Source organism: Vibrio sp. DNB22_10_4 (assembly GCF_052879755.1).
In genome coordinates this window covers 1,474,677-1,494,971 of sequence record NZ_JBNNXW010000001.1, presented here as the reverse complement: position 1 = coordinate 1,494,971, position 20,295 = coordinate 1,474,677, and the positions used below count along the sequence as shown (strand labels likewise).

Here is a 20,295-nt window from a genome sequence, read left to right as displayed (position 1 = left end):
CTTAGCAAGTGAAGTAAGTTCTAACTGCTGCTGCGAATGATAAGCTCCGTATCGAGCTGAATAGATTCGTAGGGTAGTTGACCAAGCGCCATCTGCGCAGCGATTTGGCCTTTTTTAGCAATAGGTTGTTGAACGGTAGTTAGTCCGGATTCGGCGGCTTGTGGAATGCCATCGAAGCCAACAATTCGAATCGATAGATTAAGCTCTTGTGATACTGCGAGCGCGGCAAGGGCGATTTTGTCACTCATGCAAAGCAGAACATCGACTTTTTTTGGCGCCGTTAGCGTGCCTCGAAGCATGGTCTTTAGACTGGTTTCTTCCAGATCGTGGATTTGCCAAATATTTTCATTCGACAGTGCAATGTGGTTTTCTTCCAACGCTTGTTTGTAACCTTCAAAACGGCAGCGTGAAACCGATTCTTCGCTGGAGTAAAGGTTGTCAAGATTCGCCAGTGAAAGAGATGTCGACGGTTCTAGCCTGAGCCCCAAAATCAACACATTGTCGCTGGGGTTGTGAATGGCGTGTTTAGCAATATCGTAACTCGCCTTATGGTTATCAATATTGATAGACGGAGTATCCGGTATTGAAAAATCGACTGCGACGACAGGCTTATGCTGCCTCAGTATGAGATCAACAATGCTGGTATCTACGGGCTTGCCATAGACGATAAAGCTATCGGGAATCGTCTCAACTTGGGTGTTTTGATAGTTCTCTTTGCTAGGAGGAAGCAGCAACATATTGACATGCGCTTCGTCCAACGTTTTTGATACGCCAGCCAAAAACTCGGTTGCCACAGGGTCAGTGAAGTTGTACGCCAAGTTATCCGCCAGCAACACGCCAATCACGCCCGTTTTTCCCGTGCGCAGGCTACGTGCTGTGCTGCTTGGGCCAGTGTAGCCAAGCTTTTCACACTCTAGCAGGATGTTTTCTCTCAGCCCCTTGGAAAGTTGACTAGGACGATTGAAGGCATTTGAGACCGTTGCCGTTGAGACACCCAGATGCGCTGCTACCGTTTTGAGAGTGGGCTTCTTGCGCTGCATAGTAATCCCTACTTATCTTTTATATATGGTAATAACTTCTGTTTTTGGCGAAGCTTTTAACCAATAGTGAAGGATGATTTCTACTAATTCTAAAACGATTAAGAAGGATTGGAAGTGTGGGTGTTTTAGGCGCGTTAAATAGTTTGATCTTCGTCATCCTATTGAAGACTTGAGTTCATAAAACATGATCGATGGCGCAAGAACTGGTTAGAAAGTGGTCGAAATGTCAATAAGGTTTTAAGGTAGTTAGTACTGGCTTAACCGATTAAGTTGTTTAGTTGTATGTGCAGTAATCCGAAAAGCCAAGGACATAAAGACAAATAAAAAGTATCCCAATACATGGAGTCTTGCTGATGAAAACCTCCCTACTTGCTAGTGCAATCGCTGTGACCATTTCTACCTCTGCCGCTTTTGCGGCTGACCTCAAATTCGCACCAGGCGAAGATGCCCGTTTCAATTGGCAGAGCTACGAAGCGCTGAAAAACATGGATCTAAAAGGTGAAACCGTCACCATTTTTGGTCCTTGGCTGACTGAAGACAAAGAGCTTGTTGAAAGCGTCATTGCTTACTTTGAAGCCGCAACGGGTGCCAAAGTGAACTACTCTGGTTCAGATTCCTTTGAGCAGCAAATTGCCATTGACGTTCAAGCGGGGAGCGCCCCTAACATAGCCATCTTCCCACAACCTGGGCTGGCAGCGGATTTAGCCTCAAAAGGTTTTCTTACCCCGCTGGATCCAAAGATGGGTGAATGGGTAAACGACAACTATGCTGCTGGCTCATCTTGGGTCGATCTAGGAACGTTTGCAGATAAAAATGGTAAAGATCACTTGTATGGATTTTTCTATAAGGTCGATTTGAAGTCGTTGGTTTGGTATGTACCAGAGAACTTTGAAGATGTGGGCTACGAAGTGCCACAAACGATGGAAGAGCTGAAAGCGTTGACCGAGCAAATCGTGGAAGATGGTGAAACACCTTGGTGTGTCGGTCTCGGTTCGGGCGGTGCAACGGGCTGGCCTGCAACGGACTGGGTAGAAGATATGATGCTTCGTACTCAATCGCCATCTGATTATGATAAGTGGACAACAAACGAGCTTAAATTTAATGATCCGAAAGTGGTTGGTGCGATTGAAGAGTTCGGTTGGTTTGCACGCAACGATAAGTTTGTTGATGGTGGTGCACGCGCTGTTGCAGCGACGGATTTCCGTGACTCGCCAAAAGGCCTATTTACTTCGCCCGCTAAGTGTTATCTGCATCGTCAAGCATCATTCATTCCAAGCTTCTTCCCTGAAGGCACAGAGCTGGGAGCCGATGTTGATTTCTTCTACTTCCCTGCTTATGAATCAAAAGATTTAGGTAAACCGGTATTGGGTGCGGGCACCATGTGGAGCATCACTAAAGACTCAAAAGCGGCGAGAGCGTTTATGTCTTTCCTACAGTCCCCAATTGCCCACGAAATTTGGATGGCACAATCGGGTTTCTTAACGCCGCATAAAGGTGTCAATATCGATGCTTATGGTAACGACACGCTCAAGAAGCAAGGCAAGATATTACTTGATGCGACGACGTTCCGCTTCGATGGTTCTGATTTGATGCCTGGTAAGATTGGTGCAGGTGCATTCTGGACAGGAATGGTTGACTACAGCGGCGGTAAGTCAGCCGAAGATGTGGCTAGCGATATCCAGAAAACATGGGATGCGCTTAAGTAATAAGGCCCTTTAACGTGATGTCGATAGACGCCGTTTTTTTAGCGTCTATCGATGTTCACATTTCACACCTTTGTTAGGCATTTATTGAGCGAGGTAGTGATGGAACAGCTTTATTCCTCTCTATTTATCATGGTGTTGGGCGTCGCTAGCTGCGTTGTCTATTTTGTTGGCAGCAATTTCCTGCTTACCCTTATTTTTCCAACCAGACATGTCTCCAACCAAACCATGGCCAAGAACCTGAGGCGGGCTGCGGCGATTCGTCCGTGGTTGTTCTTAGGTCCAGCATTGGCCTTCTTAGTGCTTTACCTCATCTACCCGGTTTTTGAGTCTTTGTATCTATCGCTGCATGACCGAAACGGGGATAAGTTCGTTGGTGTGAGCAATTACACCTGGTTGTTTAAGGATCCTGAGTTTAGAGAGTCTCTGTTCAATAACTTGTTATGGTTACTTGTGGTACCAGCGGCATCAACGTTTTTCGGATTAGTTATAGCAGCTCTGACTGACAGGGTGAGCTGGGGAAACATTGCTAAGAGTCTGGTCTTTATGCCGATGGCGATCTCCTTTATTGGCGCGTCGATCATTTGGAAGTTTGTCTATGACTATCGTGCACCTGGCTCAGAGCAAATTGGCATCCTCAATGCCATTGTGGAAGCATTTGGCGGGACGGCACAGGCCTGGATAACCATTCCTTTTTGGAACAACTTTTTTTTAATGGTGATCCTGATTTGGATTCAAACTGGCTTTGCAATGGTAATCCTTGCCGCAGCACTTCGCGGTGTGCCGGAGGAAACCGTGGAAGCCGCCATTCTTGATGGTGCAAATGGTGTGCAGATCTTCTTTAAGATTTTGATCCCGCAAATATGGGGAACCATTGCCGTGGTATGGACGACGATCACCATCTTGGTACTTAAGGTTTTCGATATTGTGCTAGCAATGACAAATGGTCAGTGGAGTACTCAGGTGCTTGCAAACATGATGTTTGACTGGATGTTTAGAGGCGGCGGTGACTTTGGGCGTGGAGCGGCGATTGCCGTTATCATCATGGTCGCGGTGATTCCAGTTATGGTTTGGAACATGCGTCAAGCGAGTGCGCAGATGGAGGATCGATAATGACGACTAAAGTTGCAGCGCCTTCATCGACAGAGTCACCAAATGCTAAGTTTAGTATCAGCCGACTTCGTCGCTCGCCGTTGACGATTCTGGTGCATTTATCTGTATTGTTGATAGTCATTCTCTGGACGCTACCAACAGCGGGTCTACTTATTTCGTCCTTTAGAGATAAAGACCAGTTAGCTTTATCAGGCTGGTGGACTTCTCTAACGGCATCAGAGCAAAACCTAGTGGCTCGTACGGAAAACCCGGATACGCAAGTAAAGTTAGGTGGCGTTTATGTGCTTTCGGGGCAGTTATTGGTAAACGACGCACAGACAGAGATCATGGCATTTGGTTTTTCTTCTCGAGAGCCGACTAAGTTCTTGCCAAGCGAAGTTGCAGAAATGCGTAAAGGCGGAAAACTGACGGTTAGCGAAGACGGTCACTACAAGATGACTTCGCCTGAGCCATTTACTGGCAAACGTGGCAAACGAATTTTCTACACTGCGGTTGTCCCGCCAAAGTTTGGCTTAGACAACTACCGTGAGGTATTAACGGCAGAAGGGATAGGGCGTTCGTTTATTAATTCACTGACGGTCACCATTCCTGCCACCATCATACCTATCCTTATTGCGGCTTATGCGGCCTACGCTTTGTCGTGGATGAAGATGCCGGGGCGCAATCTATTGATCGCGCTGGTCGTTGGCCTACTCGTGGTGCCATTGCAGATGTCATTGATCCCATTGCTCAGGCTCTACAATGATATCGGTGCCTTCTTTGGTGTCGGGGCGAAAACCTACCTTGGAATATGGCTAGCACACACGGGCTTTGGTTTGCCCTTGGCAATTTACTTGCTGCGGAACTATATCTCTAGTCTACCTAGAGAAATCATTGAATCGGCCAAAGTCGATGGTGCGACGGACTTTGAGATCTTCATGCGAATCGTTCTGCCGCTGTCGTTTCCCGCTTTGGCGTCGTTTGCCATTTTCCAGTTCCTATGGGTGTGGAATGACTTGCTGGTGGCTACGGTGTTCTTAGGAACAGGAGAAGAGCATATGGTACTGACAGCGCGTTTGCGTGAGCTATTGGGATCTCGAGGTGGCAACTGGGAAATTTTGACGGCGTCGGCGTTCGTTTCAATCGCGGTGCCGTTATGTGTGTTCTTTGTGCTGCAACGATATTTAGTTCGTGGGCTACTTTCTGGTTCTGTTAAATAAACAGTACCTGATTCAACGATGTGACTGATTCTAAGAAGAGATGAGTGAAATGACAGGATTATCTTTAACAAACGTCAAAAAATCATACGGTGAAACTCAGGTACTGCAAGGGATTGACCTCGATATTCAGCAAGGGGAGTTTATTGTGTTCGTTGGCCCATCGGGCTGCGGAAAATCGACACTATTGCGAATGATTGCAGGGCTTGAAGATATTACTTCTGGAGAAGTCTGTATCGAAGGCGCCAGGGTTAATGAACTGCCTGCAGCGATGCGCGGTATTGCCATGGTGTTCCAAACTTATGCGCTGTACCCACATATGACCGTGTACGACAACATGGCATTTGCGATGCGTATTGCGAAAGAGTCCAAGGAGGCCATTCACGAACGAGTGATGGAAGCGGCACGTATGCTCCAGCTTGAACCTTATTTGGATCGTCTGCCAAAAGCACTCTCTGGTGGTCAAAGGCAGCGTGTTGCGATTGGCCGAGCCATTGTAAGGCAGCCAAAGGTGTTCTTATTTGATGAGCCATTGTCTAACTTAGATGCGGCGCTGCGTGTTCAGACCCGAATTGAAATCGCTAATCTCAAGGAGGCGCTCACTGAGACAACGATGATCTACGTGACGCACGATCAGGTTGAAGCGATGACATTAGCAGACCGAATTGTTGTGCTCTCTTCTGGTCGTATCGAGCAAGTTGGTACGCCGCTAGAACTCTATACCGACCCTGCCAATGTTTTTGTTGCGCAGTTCATCGGCTCTCCAGCAATGAACATCAGCAAAGCTCGAATGGAGAAAGCGGGTGAAGCGTCACTCGTGACCGCAGAAAGTGGCCTTAATATTGAAGTTCCTGTGTGCTCTGAGGATTCTTTAGCAGGCACCGAGCTGCAACTAGGTATTCGCCCTGAAGATTTTCTTGTTGCCGAACCCGCGGATGCGCTGATGTCGGGTAAGGTGCTGTTTGTTGAGTCTTTGGGTGAAGTCACGTTACTTCACATCAAAGTAGAAGGGCATGAAGAAGCTGTTGTAGCCAAGCTTCCTGGTATATTGGATTTCCATAAGGGTGAAGAAATTTATCTAAAAGCAGAGCCAGAGAAGATCCATTTGTTTAATCGCGAGGGGATTTCGCTCAAACACCTGTAAGCCTGTTTTCCTCCACAATAAAGCTCTCGCATTCCCGAGAGCTTTTTGGTTACAGGCTGAGAACTGAATATTGCTAACATCTTGGCGGCAAATAGCATAAGATACACGCCCTTTACCTAGCACTGAGCCACTCATTGTAATGACAGATAACACACAGCAAACGACATTTGCCGAACTTGGTTTGATTCCAACCTTAGTCGAGCGCCTAGAAGCGTTAGAGTATAGCCAACCGACCCCAATTCAATCTCATACCATTCCTCATGTACTTGAAGGTCGAGATATTGTTGGTGGAGCCAATACCGGTTCAGGTAAAACTGCTGCTTTTGCGTTGCCGATCCTTCAAAAGGTGTGTCAGCAAGAGAGTTCAGCGAGTCGTCGTGGCAACTATGTGTCGCATCTGATTTTAGTGCCAACGCGTGAGCTGGCCTCACAGGTGGCTTACAATGTGAAGTCTTACTCTTATCATCTAAGAGACAAGATTAAAACGGTTGCTGTGTTTGGTGGCGTATCGGTTAACCCTCAAATGCTAGCTCTTCGTGGTGGCGCGGATGTGATTGTTGCTACGCCTGGCCGTCTTCTGGATCTCGTCTCTAGCAATGCAATTAAATTGGACCAAGTAAAAACACTGGTTCTGGATGAAGCGGATCGAATGCTAAGCCTAGGATTTACCGAAGAGCTCAACAAGATCCTAGCGTTGCTGCCAGAGCAAAAGCAGACCTTGCTGTTCTCTGCTACTTTCCCTGAAAAAGTGACCACTCTGGCTCAAGGTCTATTGAACGATCCGATTGAAGTTCAATTGCAAAGCGCTGAAGCAAGCACTTTGGTACAACGCGTGTTCAGCGTGAACAAAGGCCAAAAGACGGCGGTACTGGCTCATTTGATTAAGCAACACCAGTGGCGCCAGACGCTAATATTTGTGAATGCAAAGAACGCCTGTAATCACTTGGCTCAAAAACTGTCAAAACGCGGTATCACTGCGGAGGTTTTCCATGGTGACAAAGGGCAAGGCGCTCGTACTCGCGTGTTGGAAGGCTTCAAGTCGGGCGAGATTCAAGTGCTGATCGCAACTGATATTGCTGCTCGCGGGCTAGATATCGAAAAACTGCCAGTTGTGATTAACTTCGATCTTCCGCGCAGTCCTGCTGATTACATGCACCGTATCGGCCGAAGTGGCCGTGCTGGTGAGGTAGGTTTGGGTTTATCACTGATTGATTTTGATGACTATCACCACTTCAAAGTGATCGAGAAGAAGAATAAATTCCAGCTTGAGCGTGAACAAGTTAAAGGCTTTGAAGTCGAAGACGACCAAAGCGAAGCTTACTTTGCACCGATGAAGCCACGCGCAAAACCAGCGGGCACTGGCAAAAAGAAAAAAAAGCGCAATCAATAGAGTAACGCTCGTGGCGGGTAGCGAGTTCACTTTGCAATCTGCCGCTTCTATCAAAAAATAAAAAAGCCTTACTTGAGCGTCAAGTAAGGCTTTTTTATTTTTGAGTATTTAGCAATGCATTATCGACGTGGTGGACGTCCGCGCCCTGAACGTTCCTTAAATGCTGTAGCCGCTTTAGCTTGTGATTTAAGAATCGACTCAACAGTGAGCGCCATCGGCTCTTTCGGTTTAATCCCGTGCGGGAAGGTGCGTGCTCTTGGTGGGATGTTGTATTCTTCTGCGCTCGCTCTTGGCATGCGTTTGAAGCGATAAAGGTAAAAGTTCTCTAACTTTTCTCTCGCCCACTCAGTTTTTTTCAGATACTTCACGCTACTCGCAATCGTAGGCTTTGTGTTAAAGCAGTTGAAACGCATTGCGGTATCGAGAATGTCCCAGCCATAAAAATCCACTAACTCTTGCAACATGGTTTCAAGCTTTAGCCCATGTAGTGGGTTGTTTTGTTGCAGTTCAATTCTTTCTTCGTCAGTCATCATTTTAAGGGTCTCACTTATCAATGGGCGGAGTGTAGCAAACTGCGCCGCGCAGAGATATCTATAAGAAGGATAGGTTAGCTATAACGAGTATAGTGGTTTAAACCGTTTTCACTGTTAAACGGTTTTTATTGTCTCGATTGGCGATGACTTGCTGGTGGTCATCGATCGTGCCCATGGTTTTCGCTAGGCGGTCATACAAAACCACATTCACCGTCGCAGCAAGGTTCATGCAGCCGTTAGTCGGTACGTAAACCACGTGATGAGCTTTATCGACGATCTCTTGTGGCAACGAGCCATCCTCGGGGCCAAATATATAGATGGCTTTCTCAGGATGTTCAAAGTGAGGCAGAGAGCTCGCACCAACAGCAAACTCAATACAAACGATTTCAACATCATCCGCCAAATCCGCAGTGAGATCCTCTTTTTCCACCAAAGCAATTCGTTCATGACTGTTTTGGGTATCGGTTTGAAATTTAACGGCTCGGCTATAGCGTGTACCGCTATAACGCACTTCACCTGCCTCGTAACACCCAGCAGCGCGCATTACTGCACCGACATTGGTTGGGCTCTTCGGGTTATGTAGGCCGATAACGACTTTGGGCTTTGTTGTCATGGTTGTTGCACTACTTACTGTCTTTGGTGGCGGAGTAACTCTTAGGGTGGGGGATTATGGATCTATTAGGGTGAAAATTCTATGGCTGGGTGAAGGTATTTTTGATTTGGTATTTTTGGGTGCTCTGGTGTCTGGATTTGTTAATAGTTTACCCGTGAGCAATGTACGGAGAAAAGTATGAACATTCATGATCAGGATGACATATATGGTCGACTTTTATTGCTCTTGCGTCGAAAACAGACGAAGGTGCCCAGAAATTGAAATTAAGGAGATCTATTAAATGACAAGATGGATGGTGGTTTTCTGCAGTATCTTCCTACCTTTGAGCAGTTGGGGCTACTCGATTGGCAACTGTGAAGCTACAGAAGTGAGTGCTCATATTATGTATGTAAATAGGATATCGAAAAGTGAAGCGCTTGGTGAAGTAATAGAGCAGCGTGTGATGGGGTTGAATGATGTCCTTTCGAAGTCTGCTTTTAAAGACGCATACATAGTCAGTCATAGTGTGAGCATATTAGATGACTATGAGAGCTCTTCCCAACAGGATGTAGTATCAACGTTCCAGGTTCGATTTGCAGCCAGCTATGAGGCAGTAACGATATTGCATCAAAGCAAAGATTTTCTGAGTCTTGAGCTCTCAAGCAGTTGTAAAGGTAACAGTTAATTCGAATTGCATGGCTTGTTGAATCAAAATCGCTAAAGAAAAGTGGCATTAGCATATACAATGTGAAAGCTACGACGTCGCGCACTAAGTAGCCTCTTACACAAAATATCACATCAAAGAAGCTACATATGCCCAACAACAAAGAATTCACCGCAGAATACACCCTCAACAAAGCCTTTTTTGCTGAGTGTTACGATCAAACCAGTACCCCAACTGAGTTCCCGAAATCCTACTACAAAGCTGCGCTGTTTCTGCTCTTTGGCTCGGTTTTAGTTAAGTTTGAGTTATTGCCTAACGGCTATTTGGGTTGGTTCTTTATTGTTTTGAGTTTTATCGAGGCTTTAAGCGTTTACTTTAAAAGAGGCTGGTGGGTGTGGCGTCAGAACATTGGTTCGAGTGCTGGCAGTAAAGTGGAGCTTACCATCGGCACCAAAGGCGTGACTTATAAAAGTGGCAAGGTCAATAATACCATTGCATGGGGTGATATCGACCAACTACAACAAAGTGATTTGGGAGTCATTCTTCACATGGGTAAACAGCGCCAATACGTCAGCAAATCTTGCTTAAGTGATGATATGCTTGCCTTTATGGTCGAACAACACGCCGCAGCAAAAACGAGTTAATTTTAGTGTGTGAGACCTTGATAACTTTAAACGATGAAGCGAACCCATAGTGGTTCGCTTTTTCATATTTGCAACTGAGACTGCCAATCCGATCGTAACTTCCTGATTCCGTTCCATCCAAGTAGGTAAGACCCAAACTAGTAGTGGGACTCTACGACTAATGTCTAACTGTTTGAGACTATTTGTTTTTTTTGGTTTGGTATATGGTACTAGCGACTGTATTTCAAGGTTTCATAGCGAAAAGTCATCCAGCTCTTTGCAGTAAAAAAGAGTGAGAAACGATTCGCTAAACCTTTGTGCAGTGAACCAATAACGTTTGCTGGAACAACACACCATAGAGTGTGAACGAAAGGAATCACAATGAGCAGTACTTTAGAGTCCATACATGTAACAACTGACAAGCCTCAAGCCAATGAGGATGAACTCAACTATGAACAACAGCATAAACCAAGGTCAGAATTTGCTTCCCGAGAACAATATTTAGAACACGAATTGCAAATTATGGCGCCCAAACGTTGGCGTCCCAATTTGCCGTTTAAAGACTATAGATTTGAGATAGAAGACACTATCCCTGCGATGGCGGCGACCATTGGTAAAGTGGTTATGGTGGGAGCCATCGCCGCGACGTTTGCGGGCGCATTAGGGCTCAATGAGGGCTTTGTTTTAGAAAACGTGCGTTATGAACTACTCATAGCTTCTGTTTTCATTATTCTTTTCTCTGGTTTTTTATTGCCGACCGCCAACCTCGCCGGTACACATGGTCCACTCATTCCTTTAATTCCCATTGTTGTAGCTGCTGGCGGACACCCTATGGCTTTTGGGTTGTTGATTGGTGCGTTTGGTTTAGTCTTAGCTATCAGTAAAGGTGGCAGCATGTTAGCCAATCTCACCAGCAAAGGGGTGTGTGGCGGGCTATTGCTCTACTTAGGCTTTGTTGGAACCGCATCTCAAGTTAAAAAGCTATTCGCTTGGGCCGAAGGAATCGGCATGAGTCACATTGCTTTTGTTGTGATCTTCTGCACCATTATTTTATACGCTTTATTGGAACATTTTCGTAAGCGCTGGCTAGCCGTACCGCTTAGCTGCTTACTAGGTGGGACGCTAGCGTTTGCCATGGGTGCTCCGTTCTCTTTTCAAACCGAGCCAGGTTTACCCAACATGAACCCTATGTATTGGTGGGGAGAAGACACCGGCTGGATGTTAGGCCTACCAACGCTTGAGCACTTTATGGTGGTGTTGCCTTTCGCTATTTTAGCAGTGGCGATGTGGTCACCGGACTTTTTAGGCCATCAAGTGTTCCAGAAAATCAGCTACCCAGAGCGTACAGAAAAAGTACACATGAACATCGACGACACTATGACCACCGCCTCAATTCGTCAAACGTTCGGCTCTCTGCTCGGCGGCACTAACTTTACTTCGTCGTGGGGCACTTATATCGTGCCAGCAGCGATTGCTAAACGTCCTATACCAGCTGGTGCGTTGCTAACGGCACTGTTCTGTATCATCGCTGCTGTTTGGGGCTACCCAATGGATCTTGCGATATGGCAACCTGTCCTTTGTGTGGCGCTTATTGTTGGGGTATTCGTACCATTGCTAGAGGCAGGAATGGAAATGACGCGTGAAGGGAAAACCACACAATCGGCAGCGATCGTTGTATTTTCTTCGGTGCTAGTCAACCCAGCGTTTGGCTGGTCTCTCACCATGCTGTTGGACAATTTAGGCTTGGTCGGCTGTAAAGAGCGCAGCGGTGAACTCAGTAAAATGAGCCGTTGGGTACTGCCCGGAATCATGTTTATTGTGCTAAGTAGTGTGATGGCGTTGGTGGGTTTGCTGCCTGGGATTCCGGCGATTATTCCGAGTTTTCGTTAGAGAGCCTGAAAGACGAGGCTGTTGCTTGAGTGTATTTTTCTAGCTTGATAGAAACGGTTTAGTGGAGAAGGTCTAAACCGTTTTTGCCCCAAATTGTGCTTTATTCTTCCATTACCTTAAAACCAAAGTCGAATTTTTGACTTACTTTATGTAATGTGGAAGTCTCGATACGCCAACGTTGAATGGAAAGGTGATTTGTTAGCATGGGGAGTAATGTAAGGAACATCAGTCAGGGATATTGGACCAGCCAACTGACACCCTATCTGACGGTACGGACAACTCGAGATAGTACCCAAGGCTACAAAGCACATTACCATCCGGAGCTCTCTATTGGAATCATGCTTGCTGGTCAAACATGTTTGTCTCTACGCAATACAAATGTACTGCTAAATAAAGGTGACATCATTCTTATTGAGCCTAATTTGGTTCATGCCTGCAGTCCTGTAGACAACAACTCTAGAAGCTACCACATGCTTTACATAGATCATCAATGGTGTTGTAGTGCGTTATCGAAGCTGTTTAGTTTCGAAGTGAAAAATTTCAAAGTTGATCATATTTTGCTCTCCGATAAAGCTAGTGAGTTGGGACTTGGAAGTTCAATCTCTACGCTCATTGAGCGTGAATCGCCCCATATCGCGTCATCAATCGAAAACTCTATACTCCATCTGTTAAGTCGATGCTGTACACCTTGCATGAGTGACAATAATGATGACCTAGCATACAAAGTCAGAGAGTTACTGCTAAAAGATATTGAAAATGCTCCGCAGCTTGATGCTATCGCCAACCAGCTAGCGTATAGCCCAGAAACCTTAATTAGAAAGTTCAAAAGACAGTTTGGGATTACGCCTAAATCATTTCTCAGCAATTATAGGGTCGAGAAGGCTAAGGTGCTTCTGAAAGGGGGTATGGACATCACCGATGTCGCTAATGAACTAGGTTTTTTTGATCAGAGTCAGTTACACCGGGCTTTTGTGACCTATACAGCCTCAACGCCTAAGCAATATCAACAGATAAAGTCAATTTTCGACAATAATGATTAAACGGAGCACGGCATAGTACTTGGGTGTTTTAAATGGATACTCAAATATGTCTTACTCTACTTTTTTCCCTGCTGCGTTTCCTGCATTAGCTATTGCTCATTTTTTAGCGCTGTTGAGTCCTGGCCAAGACTTTTTCTTGATCGTTGCTCACTCCATACGTCATAAATTACGGGGGAGCCGCTTCATTTGTTTGGGTGTTGCTCTTGGGAATGCGTTCTATATTGGAGTCGCAATATTTGGTTGGACGATTATTCGTGATAATCAGGCTATCTATCAGATGGTTGAAGCTATTGGTGGGCTTTGGCTCCTTTGGTTAGGGGCTGAGTTGCTAAGAAGTAAAAAACGAAATACTGATTTGGGTTTTGAGCAAATACATGTGCCGTCAGTAGCAAAACAGTTAGTTCTAGGTTTCAACTCAGCGGTACTCAATCCTAAGAATGCGCTTTTCTATATGAGTTTAATGACAGTGATTCTGGGTAACGAGGTTACATTGACACAGCAAGTGTCATGCGGCTTGTGGATGTTTTTCGCGGTTCTAGCTTGGGATTTACTCGTTGCATCAATTATTGGCCAACCCAGCGTGCAAAGACCGTTATCGAACTATATACACGTGGTCGAAAGAGTGGCCGGGGTAGTGTTGTTCTTTTTTGGGCTCTCATTGTTTGTTGGCTACTTGCGTTAGAACTGTCCCAAAGTGTGGCAGCAACACTCAATCTCACAAACCACAACGTGGTTGTTTGACCTACTTATTCTTATCTGCGCAATGTCTAGATTATCGGGGGCGTACCAATACTTCGCTAACTAGTTCGAATAGGCAGTGTTATCTCCATTTTTAACCTACCTAAGAAACGTGTTCTCTGTTAGAGTCACCGTCAACTACGCTATTGAATAAAGACACCCACAGATCGCATGTAATTGATGGATTTTTATTCACCCTTAGAACTCATTTTAGGAATCCCTAGTGACTAACAACGAAATTTTACGTCGTATCCAACACGCGTTAAACCTTAAAAATGCACAGATAATGAAAGCTTTCGAGCAGGCCGAAGTCACTGTGGCTCACGATAAAGTGGCAAACTGGTTAAAAGATGAAAGCGACAAATCTTGCGTTAAGTTGAAGGATCAAGAGTTAGCGGTATTCTTAAATGGCTTTATTAACCTCAAGCGAGGCAAAAAAGACGGCGAGCAACCTAAGCCAGAAGTCGCGTTGACCAACAACATGATTCTCATGAAGCTGCGCATTGCGCTAGACATGAAAGCAGAAGATGTGTTGGACGTATTAGAAGTGGTTGGTATTAGTTTAAGTAAATACGAAATTGGTGCGTATTTCCGCAAGCCAAACAACAAAAACTACAAACAGTGTGAAGACCAACTGCTGTGCGACTTCTTAAATGGTGTGCAGTTTACCAATCGTCCCGATTCTGAAGAGTTTACTGGGTAATTTTTATCTCGAATCAAACGTTGTAATTGATTAAAAAAGCGAACCACTAAGGTTCGCTTTTCAATTTCTAGAAGTTAACCAACTGTACTAAAGCATTCAAAAAGTAGACAAACTTGACAGCTAGCCTAAGTTTTAATAGAAAATTTTGAGATTCTAACGCATTTAAATTTACTACAAAATAGGAGGGCAGATGTTGGTATCTCTTGCCAGGAGGTAGATAGGGTAAGAGGTCATTAATGCCATTCTCGATTATTCCATTCCTTGGAGCCTATAAGCCCTGTTTCGATGCTTAGATTGTGGGGGCCCAACTTCTTTGTTTCCTGTTTTTGTTCAGATCGTATTGTAGAGGATTGAGTTCACACTGGTGCACTTCAACGTTATTATATGAACCAAAATTAATACAGACCAATGTTCTATTAATTCTGCTAAGCAAGGTGCCACACAATGGAATTCGAAGTTTCTTCTACAAGTAGTTATCGCTCATCTGTCACGAAGCAAATACGGCAAATGATTGAAAATTACAATGCGGACTCCTTACTCAAAGAGTTTTTACAAAACGCAGATGACGCGAAAGCTTCGCGGCTCACAGTCGCTCTTGATCTCAGAAATCATGGCTCCTTTAAACAACAAGCGCTAAATATTGCTTCTGGACGTGCTCTAGTAATTTCGAATGATGCGCTTTTTAATGAGCAGGACTTCAACGCAATTGATCAGATTATGGACGGTGGCAAGGTCGACAAAGCTCAATCCACTGGTAGGTTTGGTCAAGGGTTTACATCTAGTTTTAGTATCAGCGATCATCCTAGCTTAATTTCTGGTGGTATGAGGCATGGTACTTCAAAATGGTTCGACGCACATAAATCCGCTGTTTGTAAGGAACTAAAATACGAAGTCGCGACCTGGAAGCATGATGAGGTAAACAGTAGTACCTATGAACGTTTAGAACCGTGGTTGCGCACTTTTCTTTTGCCTGGTGAGGAAGATACTGTTGACCGTACAGTTTTTCGCTTACCTTTGAGGACTCCCGAAACTGCGAAAGCTAGCGAGATATCGAGTCAAATTTTCACCGAGCAGCGCTTCTTCAAATGGTGTGATGATTGGAAAAAGAAACCAGACAATTTGCTTTTTCTAAGGAATGTCCACACGTTAGTTTTGTGCATAGTTCATGAGGATGGAAAGACGCAAGAACTATTGAAAATCGAAACTAAAAACATAGAAGAGATTAATTCAGCAAAGCAAAAGCTTAACAAAGCCATACCAACAAACATGTCTCCCCAAGAGATTTGTCGATCTTGGCTATTGAACAATATTGACCTTCCAACTGTGACGTACGAACATGAATTTCAGTGCCATTATTTTGATCGCAGTACGTCACGTAAAGATTCTTTTCACTCTAAATGGGCTGTAGTCAATGGGTTATTCAAAGGAACAGATAGTTTACTTCTGAAACAGGCTTTAAAGTTTTTGGGGGTAGGACCAAACTTCAGAAAAGTGTTACCTTGGGCTGGAGTGGCTATACCGATAGATCAAAAGATTCCAAGAAACGATGAGAGAGGTCAATTCTTTACCTTCTTACCATTGGGTATTAGAACCAAAAGCAAAGCGCACATGCAAGGGTGGTTCGAACTTGACGATAAACGAACCTCAATAGTATTGAAAGCTGGGAATGACGATCAGGTACCTTTGGTAAAATGGAATCTCATGCTAGCTGAAAGCGCAATAGGCGAAGCATGGGCAGAATTATTGCTCCAGTACAAACACAACCTTTCAGAAGCTGAATACTATCAATTTTGGCCGAATTTATCTAAAGACTCAGATGAAATTACATCGTATATACAGAAAGGCTTTTACAAACGAATGGCGAAAGCTGAATGTTTGAAAATTTGGCATAACGATAATTTCTATTGGGCTAAGCCTTCCATTGACCACTTCTATTGTACGCGGCAGGCTAAAGTTGAAGCTCCTACCAAAGAGCTCAAAAAAATCGTACAGAAAGAACTTAAACTAATCTTCCCAGAGCCGCCTAGATTTGTTGTGTCTAATTTGAGAGCCTTTGGCGGCATAATCTCAGAGTTTACCCCTGATGTATTGATTGATGCCGTTTCAGTTAGCGCCCAAAATTTTGTGTTTCCTCAGGAAGAACGCTTACTTTCTCACTTCTTTTTTGCTCATAAACAAAGTGTTTCTCATGTTCTTAAATATGCGGTTTTAGGAAAGCAAGGAGTAGCAGGTGTCATCGGACTTCCTTTGCAGTATTGCCTCGATAATAAACTACACAGAATCCAAGACTTATCACTGTTTTCTAAGAAGCACGACCTATCACTTTTCAAAAATGACAAATCTAAGTTTGTTGACCAAAGTTTGTATGACCTTGAACTGAAGGAAATGCCTAAGCCCTGGTTAATCTCAACTTTAGAAAACAAACTAAAACTGTTATCAGAAATGATGACCTCAGAGTCAGTAGACCTAGATTGGTTTGATGAAGTAGTTGATTTGATTCGCCGCTCTGGTGAAACCGAACGACTAACGGACAAAGTAAAGCAACTTTTGGTGTCGCTTCCGGTTTACAAAATTAGTGGCTCTAGAGCTTGCACGCTACAAGACTTAGGTTCCGGAGGGAAAGTTCCTTACCTAGAGGTAAAAGCTGATAACAGAGAGCATTATGAGAAGCTTGGAGTTTGTCTTTTTGATAAACAGTGGGTACAGAGCTATCAAAAGCTGAACGATCTTTTAACACCTAACTTTAGCCCTCTCAGTAGCATCACCAATGAGGTTGTCTTGGCTCATATTGCTAAGATGAATGAGTCAACAAAGTCCTTTTTGGAAATCCCAGCCTTTAGACACTTTGTCCTTCGCTCTATTGGTAGAGCGGATAAAACTCATCGCGATTACAGATATTTGATAGAGAAAATTAAAAATCATATCCCCCTTGCATTAACACAGAATGGTTCGCTTAAGTGCATTAACGATGGCAAAACGAGTCTATATTTACCTGGTGGGTTCAGCGTTGATAAGTCATTGGCGCAGATAAGTGACCTTTATGACCTAGTTGACTCCGGTGAGGTTGATTTCTTCAACGTTTTTGAAAAGCTTAATGTTTCGACGATGTCGTTTTCTGACTATATTGAGAACGTTGTTGTTAAGTATTTGAATGGGGCTAATGATATTGAGTCTAAGACTCGACTTTTGGAATGGTTGTGTAAGGAGCTTGAATCTGTTCGAAGTGAACCAAACGTCATAAGATTACTAACTTCCGCAAGATTAGTACCTGCCGCTAATGGTTCTTTTCTAAAAGCTGCTGAGGTTTACGTTCCAAGCTTCTTCGGGACATTACCTGAGTCGCTTAAAGCGACTGCAAAAAAATTGAGTCCATTCCAACATGAGAATTGGAGTGAGTTACTTGAGTTGTGTGGGGCACAAAAGACGGTTTCTATTAAAGCTCTACTTCAAGGTGCTATACATATCTCAAAAAGGGGGGACGTAGAGGAAGCGTTTGACCTAATACGCTTTATTAAGCTTCATCTTCCAGAGTTTGAAAATGCAGCTAAACAGTATCCGGCTGTTCGCAAAGAGCTTTCAGAGATTCCATGGGTCCCATGCGTAGCCGGTAAAAATGTCGTTGATGGAAAAGAAAACGCAGCTTTGCAATTCGGTAGTCCTAACTCAATCACGCTTCAAACACACAAATACAAGCTGTGCCCGAGCTTTAATCTTCTTGCACCAAAAATTGAGACTGAAAACCAGGGAGAAAAGACTTCTAGCCGAGACTCCTCAAACTCTCTGTATAGGTTCTTAGGCTTGGAAACTTTTACCCAGACAAGACTTCACCCAACACTTCAGGCTAGGAATTATCAGAAACTAATAGGGACGCCAATTAACCGCTACAACAAGCGATTTTTGTTGGAAGCATCTAGGCGATTTTACGCTGTATGTGGAAGGGCAAAGCATCTCAACCATGAAGATAAGCCGGAAAAAATATTGCTCAATAGTGAATGGGTTCAACCCAAAAACGTTTTCTTTCGAACAGTGTCTGGCTTACCTGGTTTACACTCAGTCGAAGATTTGCTTGGTACCTTAAAACATGGTCAACCTGACATAATAAATGGGCTAGAAAAAGTAGGGGTCAGGGGCACACCAAGCAAAGAGTTTCTAATTGATTACATAAAGGTAAACTTAGGATTAGATCGAGTGCTAAGTCATGAGCAGATTCTCGTAGCCAAATCTGCTCTTGCTTTAATACAAAATAATCATTTAAAAGTGATAACCAAATCGGATGAAGTGCCACTTTTGACAACGCTCGGCAAACTTTGCAAAAGTTCCAAAGTCTTTATAGATGAGGGAGATGAGCTTGAATCAGCTAGTTCTAAGAATGAGCACCTTCGGGTTTGTGTCGGTGAGTTTAAGAAGTTAGCCGCGCAAACGAACGCTAAGTCTATCAAGTATGATTCTGAGATGAGTATTAAGAATGATGAGACTGAGTTTCTATCGCCGGTACAGATTCCAGATGATATTGCAAAATTTAGCAGGAAGTTGAAAACGACTTGGTTTGAAAATGCAGTACGAAGATTAGCATTTCATAACTTAAAATCACCACCTAGTGACGTTGAACAGAGCTGTAAAGAGCGATTGATACCAGCTCGAATCACCATGTGTAAATCTCTCACTTTATCTTGCAACATCGGCCTTCAATGGATCTATGATACAAACAAGAAGAAAGTGTTTAATAGAAACGGTGAATTGTATGTTGTCCTTGGGTCATCGAGGGTACTCTGTGAAGCTTTGGCTAGTTATGTCAGTAACGAGTTTTCTCTAAACGCTGAGTCATCCATCATGATTGCAACTTTGGTAAAGGATATCGAGTCCGAAGAAGAAGCAAACGAATATCTAGGAGAGGAGAAGGGAATACCTGAGCTTCCTAATGAAACGAAGTTCAACAAACCAGTATATTCTCATGACTCCGCCAGTGGCGAATCTGACTTTGTAGATATGATTGAAGCTAATTTAGATGAAGAAGAGTATCACACGGAAGATAATGCCGTATCAGATGAGCCGCGGACGATTCCCGTTGGCGTTAATAACAATGTCGTTGAAAGTGGAAATGTTGGACTAGAACCCAAAAAAATAAAGGACGAAGTCCAAGACTTAGGGGATCAAATTCGAAGGTTAGAAGCCCATCTTGATAAAAGCGAGTACCATGAGAGAACTGTTAAACCTAGTATTCCTAGCAAGCAAGAGAAAACGCAAGACTCAGCAGAGGCGCGAACAGCTAGTGAGCAAATAGAAAAGGGTAATTTGGGCGACTTAACCTACAATGCACCAAGGGAACCTCGTTCCAAGCCACGAAATTCTATTGAGAAATTAGATAGACCTAAACTGGATGTTGGACACCGTGACTATGTAAGTCACAACAGGAAAAGTGGTATGGGGACAGCTTTCACAGGTAATCAAACGACACTTTTGGGTGATGTTGGAGAAGACAATGTGTTAAATGCAATTGTGAATACGTTACCTTCTGGTCATAGAATACAGAAAGCACCGAAAAACAATCCTGGGTACGATTTGCTAGAGATTGATATTAATGATGCGGTTGTCAGAAAGATTGAAGTAAAGACTCTTCCAGCTGGGTGGGGAGAGAGAGGTGTGAAGTTAAGTAGAACCCAAATAGAACTAGCGCTAGCTGACCCTACATGGTCTTTGATTGTAGTTGTTGGGCAAAACACGTCCCAAGCAACATTTTTAGATTTGGGTAATCCGTTCAACAAAGTGAAGTCATACTTTCTACCGAATGATTGGAACCGGGAGTTAGTTGGTGATTGTGTCGAAGTTTTGCCTTTGGCCTGATAGTTCTAGACCAATGCATTACCTTAAAAAAATAGACAAACTGAAGTTTGTCTATTTTTTTCCGCCAAGATAAGATCTCGTCCAA

At 44.1% G+C, this 20,295-nt stretch carries 15 protein-coding genes; 12 read left to right on the top strand and 3 right to left on the bottom strand.

Features of this window, described 5'->3' with window-relative positions; translation table 11 throughout:
• Positions 1–20: 20 nt before the first annotated feature.
• Positions 21–1,040 carry a LacI family DNA-binding transcriptional regulator gene (locus tag ACVA6Q_RS06380; protein ID WP_418642454.1) on the bottom strand — a complete coding sequence of 340 codons (1,020 nt, stop codon included), beginning with the start codon at positions 1,038–1,040 and terminating at the stop codon, positions 21–23.
• A gap of 353 nt (positions 1,041–1,393) precedes the next feature.
• On the opposite strand from ACVA6Q_RS06380, the gene ACVA6Q_RS06375 reads away from it, so the two are divergent.
• From ACVA6Q_RS06375 to ACVA6Q_RS06355, 5 genes are all read left to right on the top strand, one after another.
• Positions 1,394–2,746: an ABC transporter substrate-binding protein gene (locus tag ACVA6Q_RS06375; protein WP_418642453.1), complete on the top strand. Its 1,353-nt coding sequence runs from the start codon at positions 1,394–1,396 to the stop codon at positions 2,744–2,746.
• Positions 2,747–2,845: 99 nt separating this feature from the next.
• Positions 2,846–3,856 carry a carbohydrate ABC transporter permease gene (locus tag ACVA6Q_RS06370; RefSeq protein WP_446646919.1) on the top strand — a complete coding sequence of 337 codons (1,011 nt, stop codon included), beginning with the start codon at positions 2,846–2,848 and terminating at the stop codon, positions 3,854–3,856.
• Positions 3,856–5,055: a carbohydrate ABC transporter permease gene (locus ACVA6Q_RS06365; protein ID WP_446646918.1), complete on the top strand. Its 1,200-nt coding sequence runs from the start codon at positions 3,856–3,858 to the stop codon at positions 5,053–5,055. Before ACVA6Q_RS06370 ends, ACVA6Q_RS06365 begins: the two co-directional genes overlap by 1 nt.
• A gap of 49 nt (positions 5,056–5,104) precedes the next feature.
• Positions 5,105–6,196, top strand: coding sequence for an ABC transporter ATP-binding protein (locus ACVA6Q_RS06360; RefSeq protein ID WP_353499039.1), 1,092 nt, complete (start codon positions 5,105–5,107; stop codon positions 6,194–6,196).
• Positions 6,197–6,335: 139 nt separating this feature from the next.
• Positions 6,336–7,586, top strand: a complete 1,251-nt coding sequence (locus ACVA6Q_RS06355) for a DEAD/DEAH box helicase (RefSeq protein ID WP_446646917.1) — start codon at positions 6,336–6,338, stop codon at positions 7,584–7,586.
• A gap of 119 nt (positions 7,587–7,705) precedes the next feature.
• Here ACVA6Q_RS06355 and ACVA6Q_RS06350 read toward each other — a convergent pair whose 3' ends face one another.
• Complete coding sequence (locus tag ACVA6Q_RS06350; protein ID WP_353499041.1) at positions 7,706–8,119, bottom strand: VF530 family protein; 414 nt, start codon at positions 8,117–8,119, stop codon at positions 7,706–7,708.
• Positions 8,120–8,216: 97 nt separating this feature from the next.
• The gene (locus ACVA6Q_RS06345; protein WP_446646916.1) at positions 8,217–8,732 is read right to left on the bottom strand and encodes an RNA methyltransferase; all 516 of its coding nucleotides are present in this window, start codon (positions 8,730–8,732) and stop codon (positions 8,217–8,219) included.
• Between the two features lie 280 nt (positions 8,733–9,012).
• Here ACVA6Q_RS06345 and ACVA6Q_RS06340 point away from each other — a divergent pair, with 280 nt between their 5' ends.
• From ACVA6Q_RS06340 to ACVA6Q_RS06310, 7 genes are all read left to right on the top strand, one after another.
• Complete coding sequence (locus ACVA6Q_RS06340; protein WP_446646915.1) at positions 9,013–9,396, top strand: hypothetical protein; 384 nt, start codon at positions 9,013–9,015, stop codon at positions 9,394–9,396.
• 128 nt (positions 9,397–9,524) lie between these two features.
• Positions 9,525–10,019 carry a YcxB family protein gene (locus tag ACVA6Q_RS06335; protein WP_446646914.1) on the top strand — a complete coding sequence of 165 codons (495 nt, stop codon included), beginning with the start codon at positions 9,525–9,527 and terminating at the stop codon, positions 10,017–10,019.
• A 360-nt stretch (positions 10,020–10,379) separates the two neighbouring features.
• Positions 10,380–11,888, top strand: a complete 1,509-nt coding sequence (locus tag ACVA6Q_RS06330) for a DUF3360 domain-containing protein (RefSeq protein WP_418642452.1) — start codon at positions 10,380–10,382, stop codon at positions 11,886–11,888.
• 203 nt (positions 11,889–12,091) lie between these two features.
• Positions 12,092–12,928: an AraC family transcriptional regulator gene (locus tag ACVA6Q_RS06325; RefSeq protein WP_446646913.1), complete on the top strand. Its 837-nt coding sequence runs from the start codon at positions 12,092–12,094 to the stop codon at positions 12,926–12,928.
• A 19-nt stretch (positions 12,929–12,947) separates the two neighbouring features.
• The gene (locus tag ACVA6Q_RS06320; protein ID WP_446646912.1) at positions 12,948–13,610 is read left to right on the top strand and encodes a LysE family translocator; all 663 of its coding nucleotides are present in this window, start codon (positions 12,948–12,950) and stop codon (positions 13,608–13,610) included.
• A gap of 279 nt (positions 13,611–13,889) precedes the next feature.
• Positions 13,890–14,369, top strand: coding sequence for a DUF1456 family protein (locus ACVA6Q_RS06315; protein WP_446646911.1), 480 nt, complete (start codon positions 13,890–13,892; stop codon positions 14,367–14,369).
• A 444-nt stretch (positions 14,370–14,813) separates the two neighbouring features.
• Positions 14,814–20,210, top strand: coding sequence for a sacsin N-terminal ATP-binding-like domain-containing protein (locus tag ACVA6Q_RS06310; protein ID WP_446646910.1), 5,397 nt, complete (start codon positions 14,814–14,816; stop codon positions 20,208–20,210).
• Positions 20,211–20,295 lie beyond the last annotated feature (85 nt).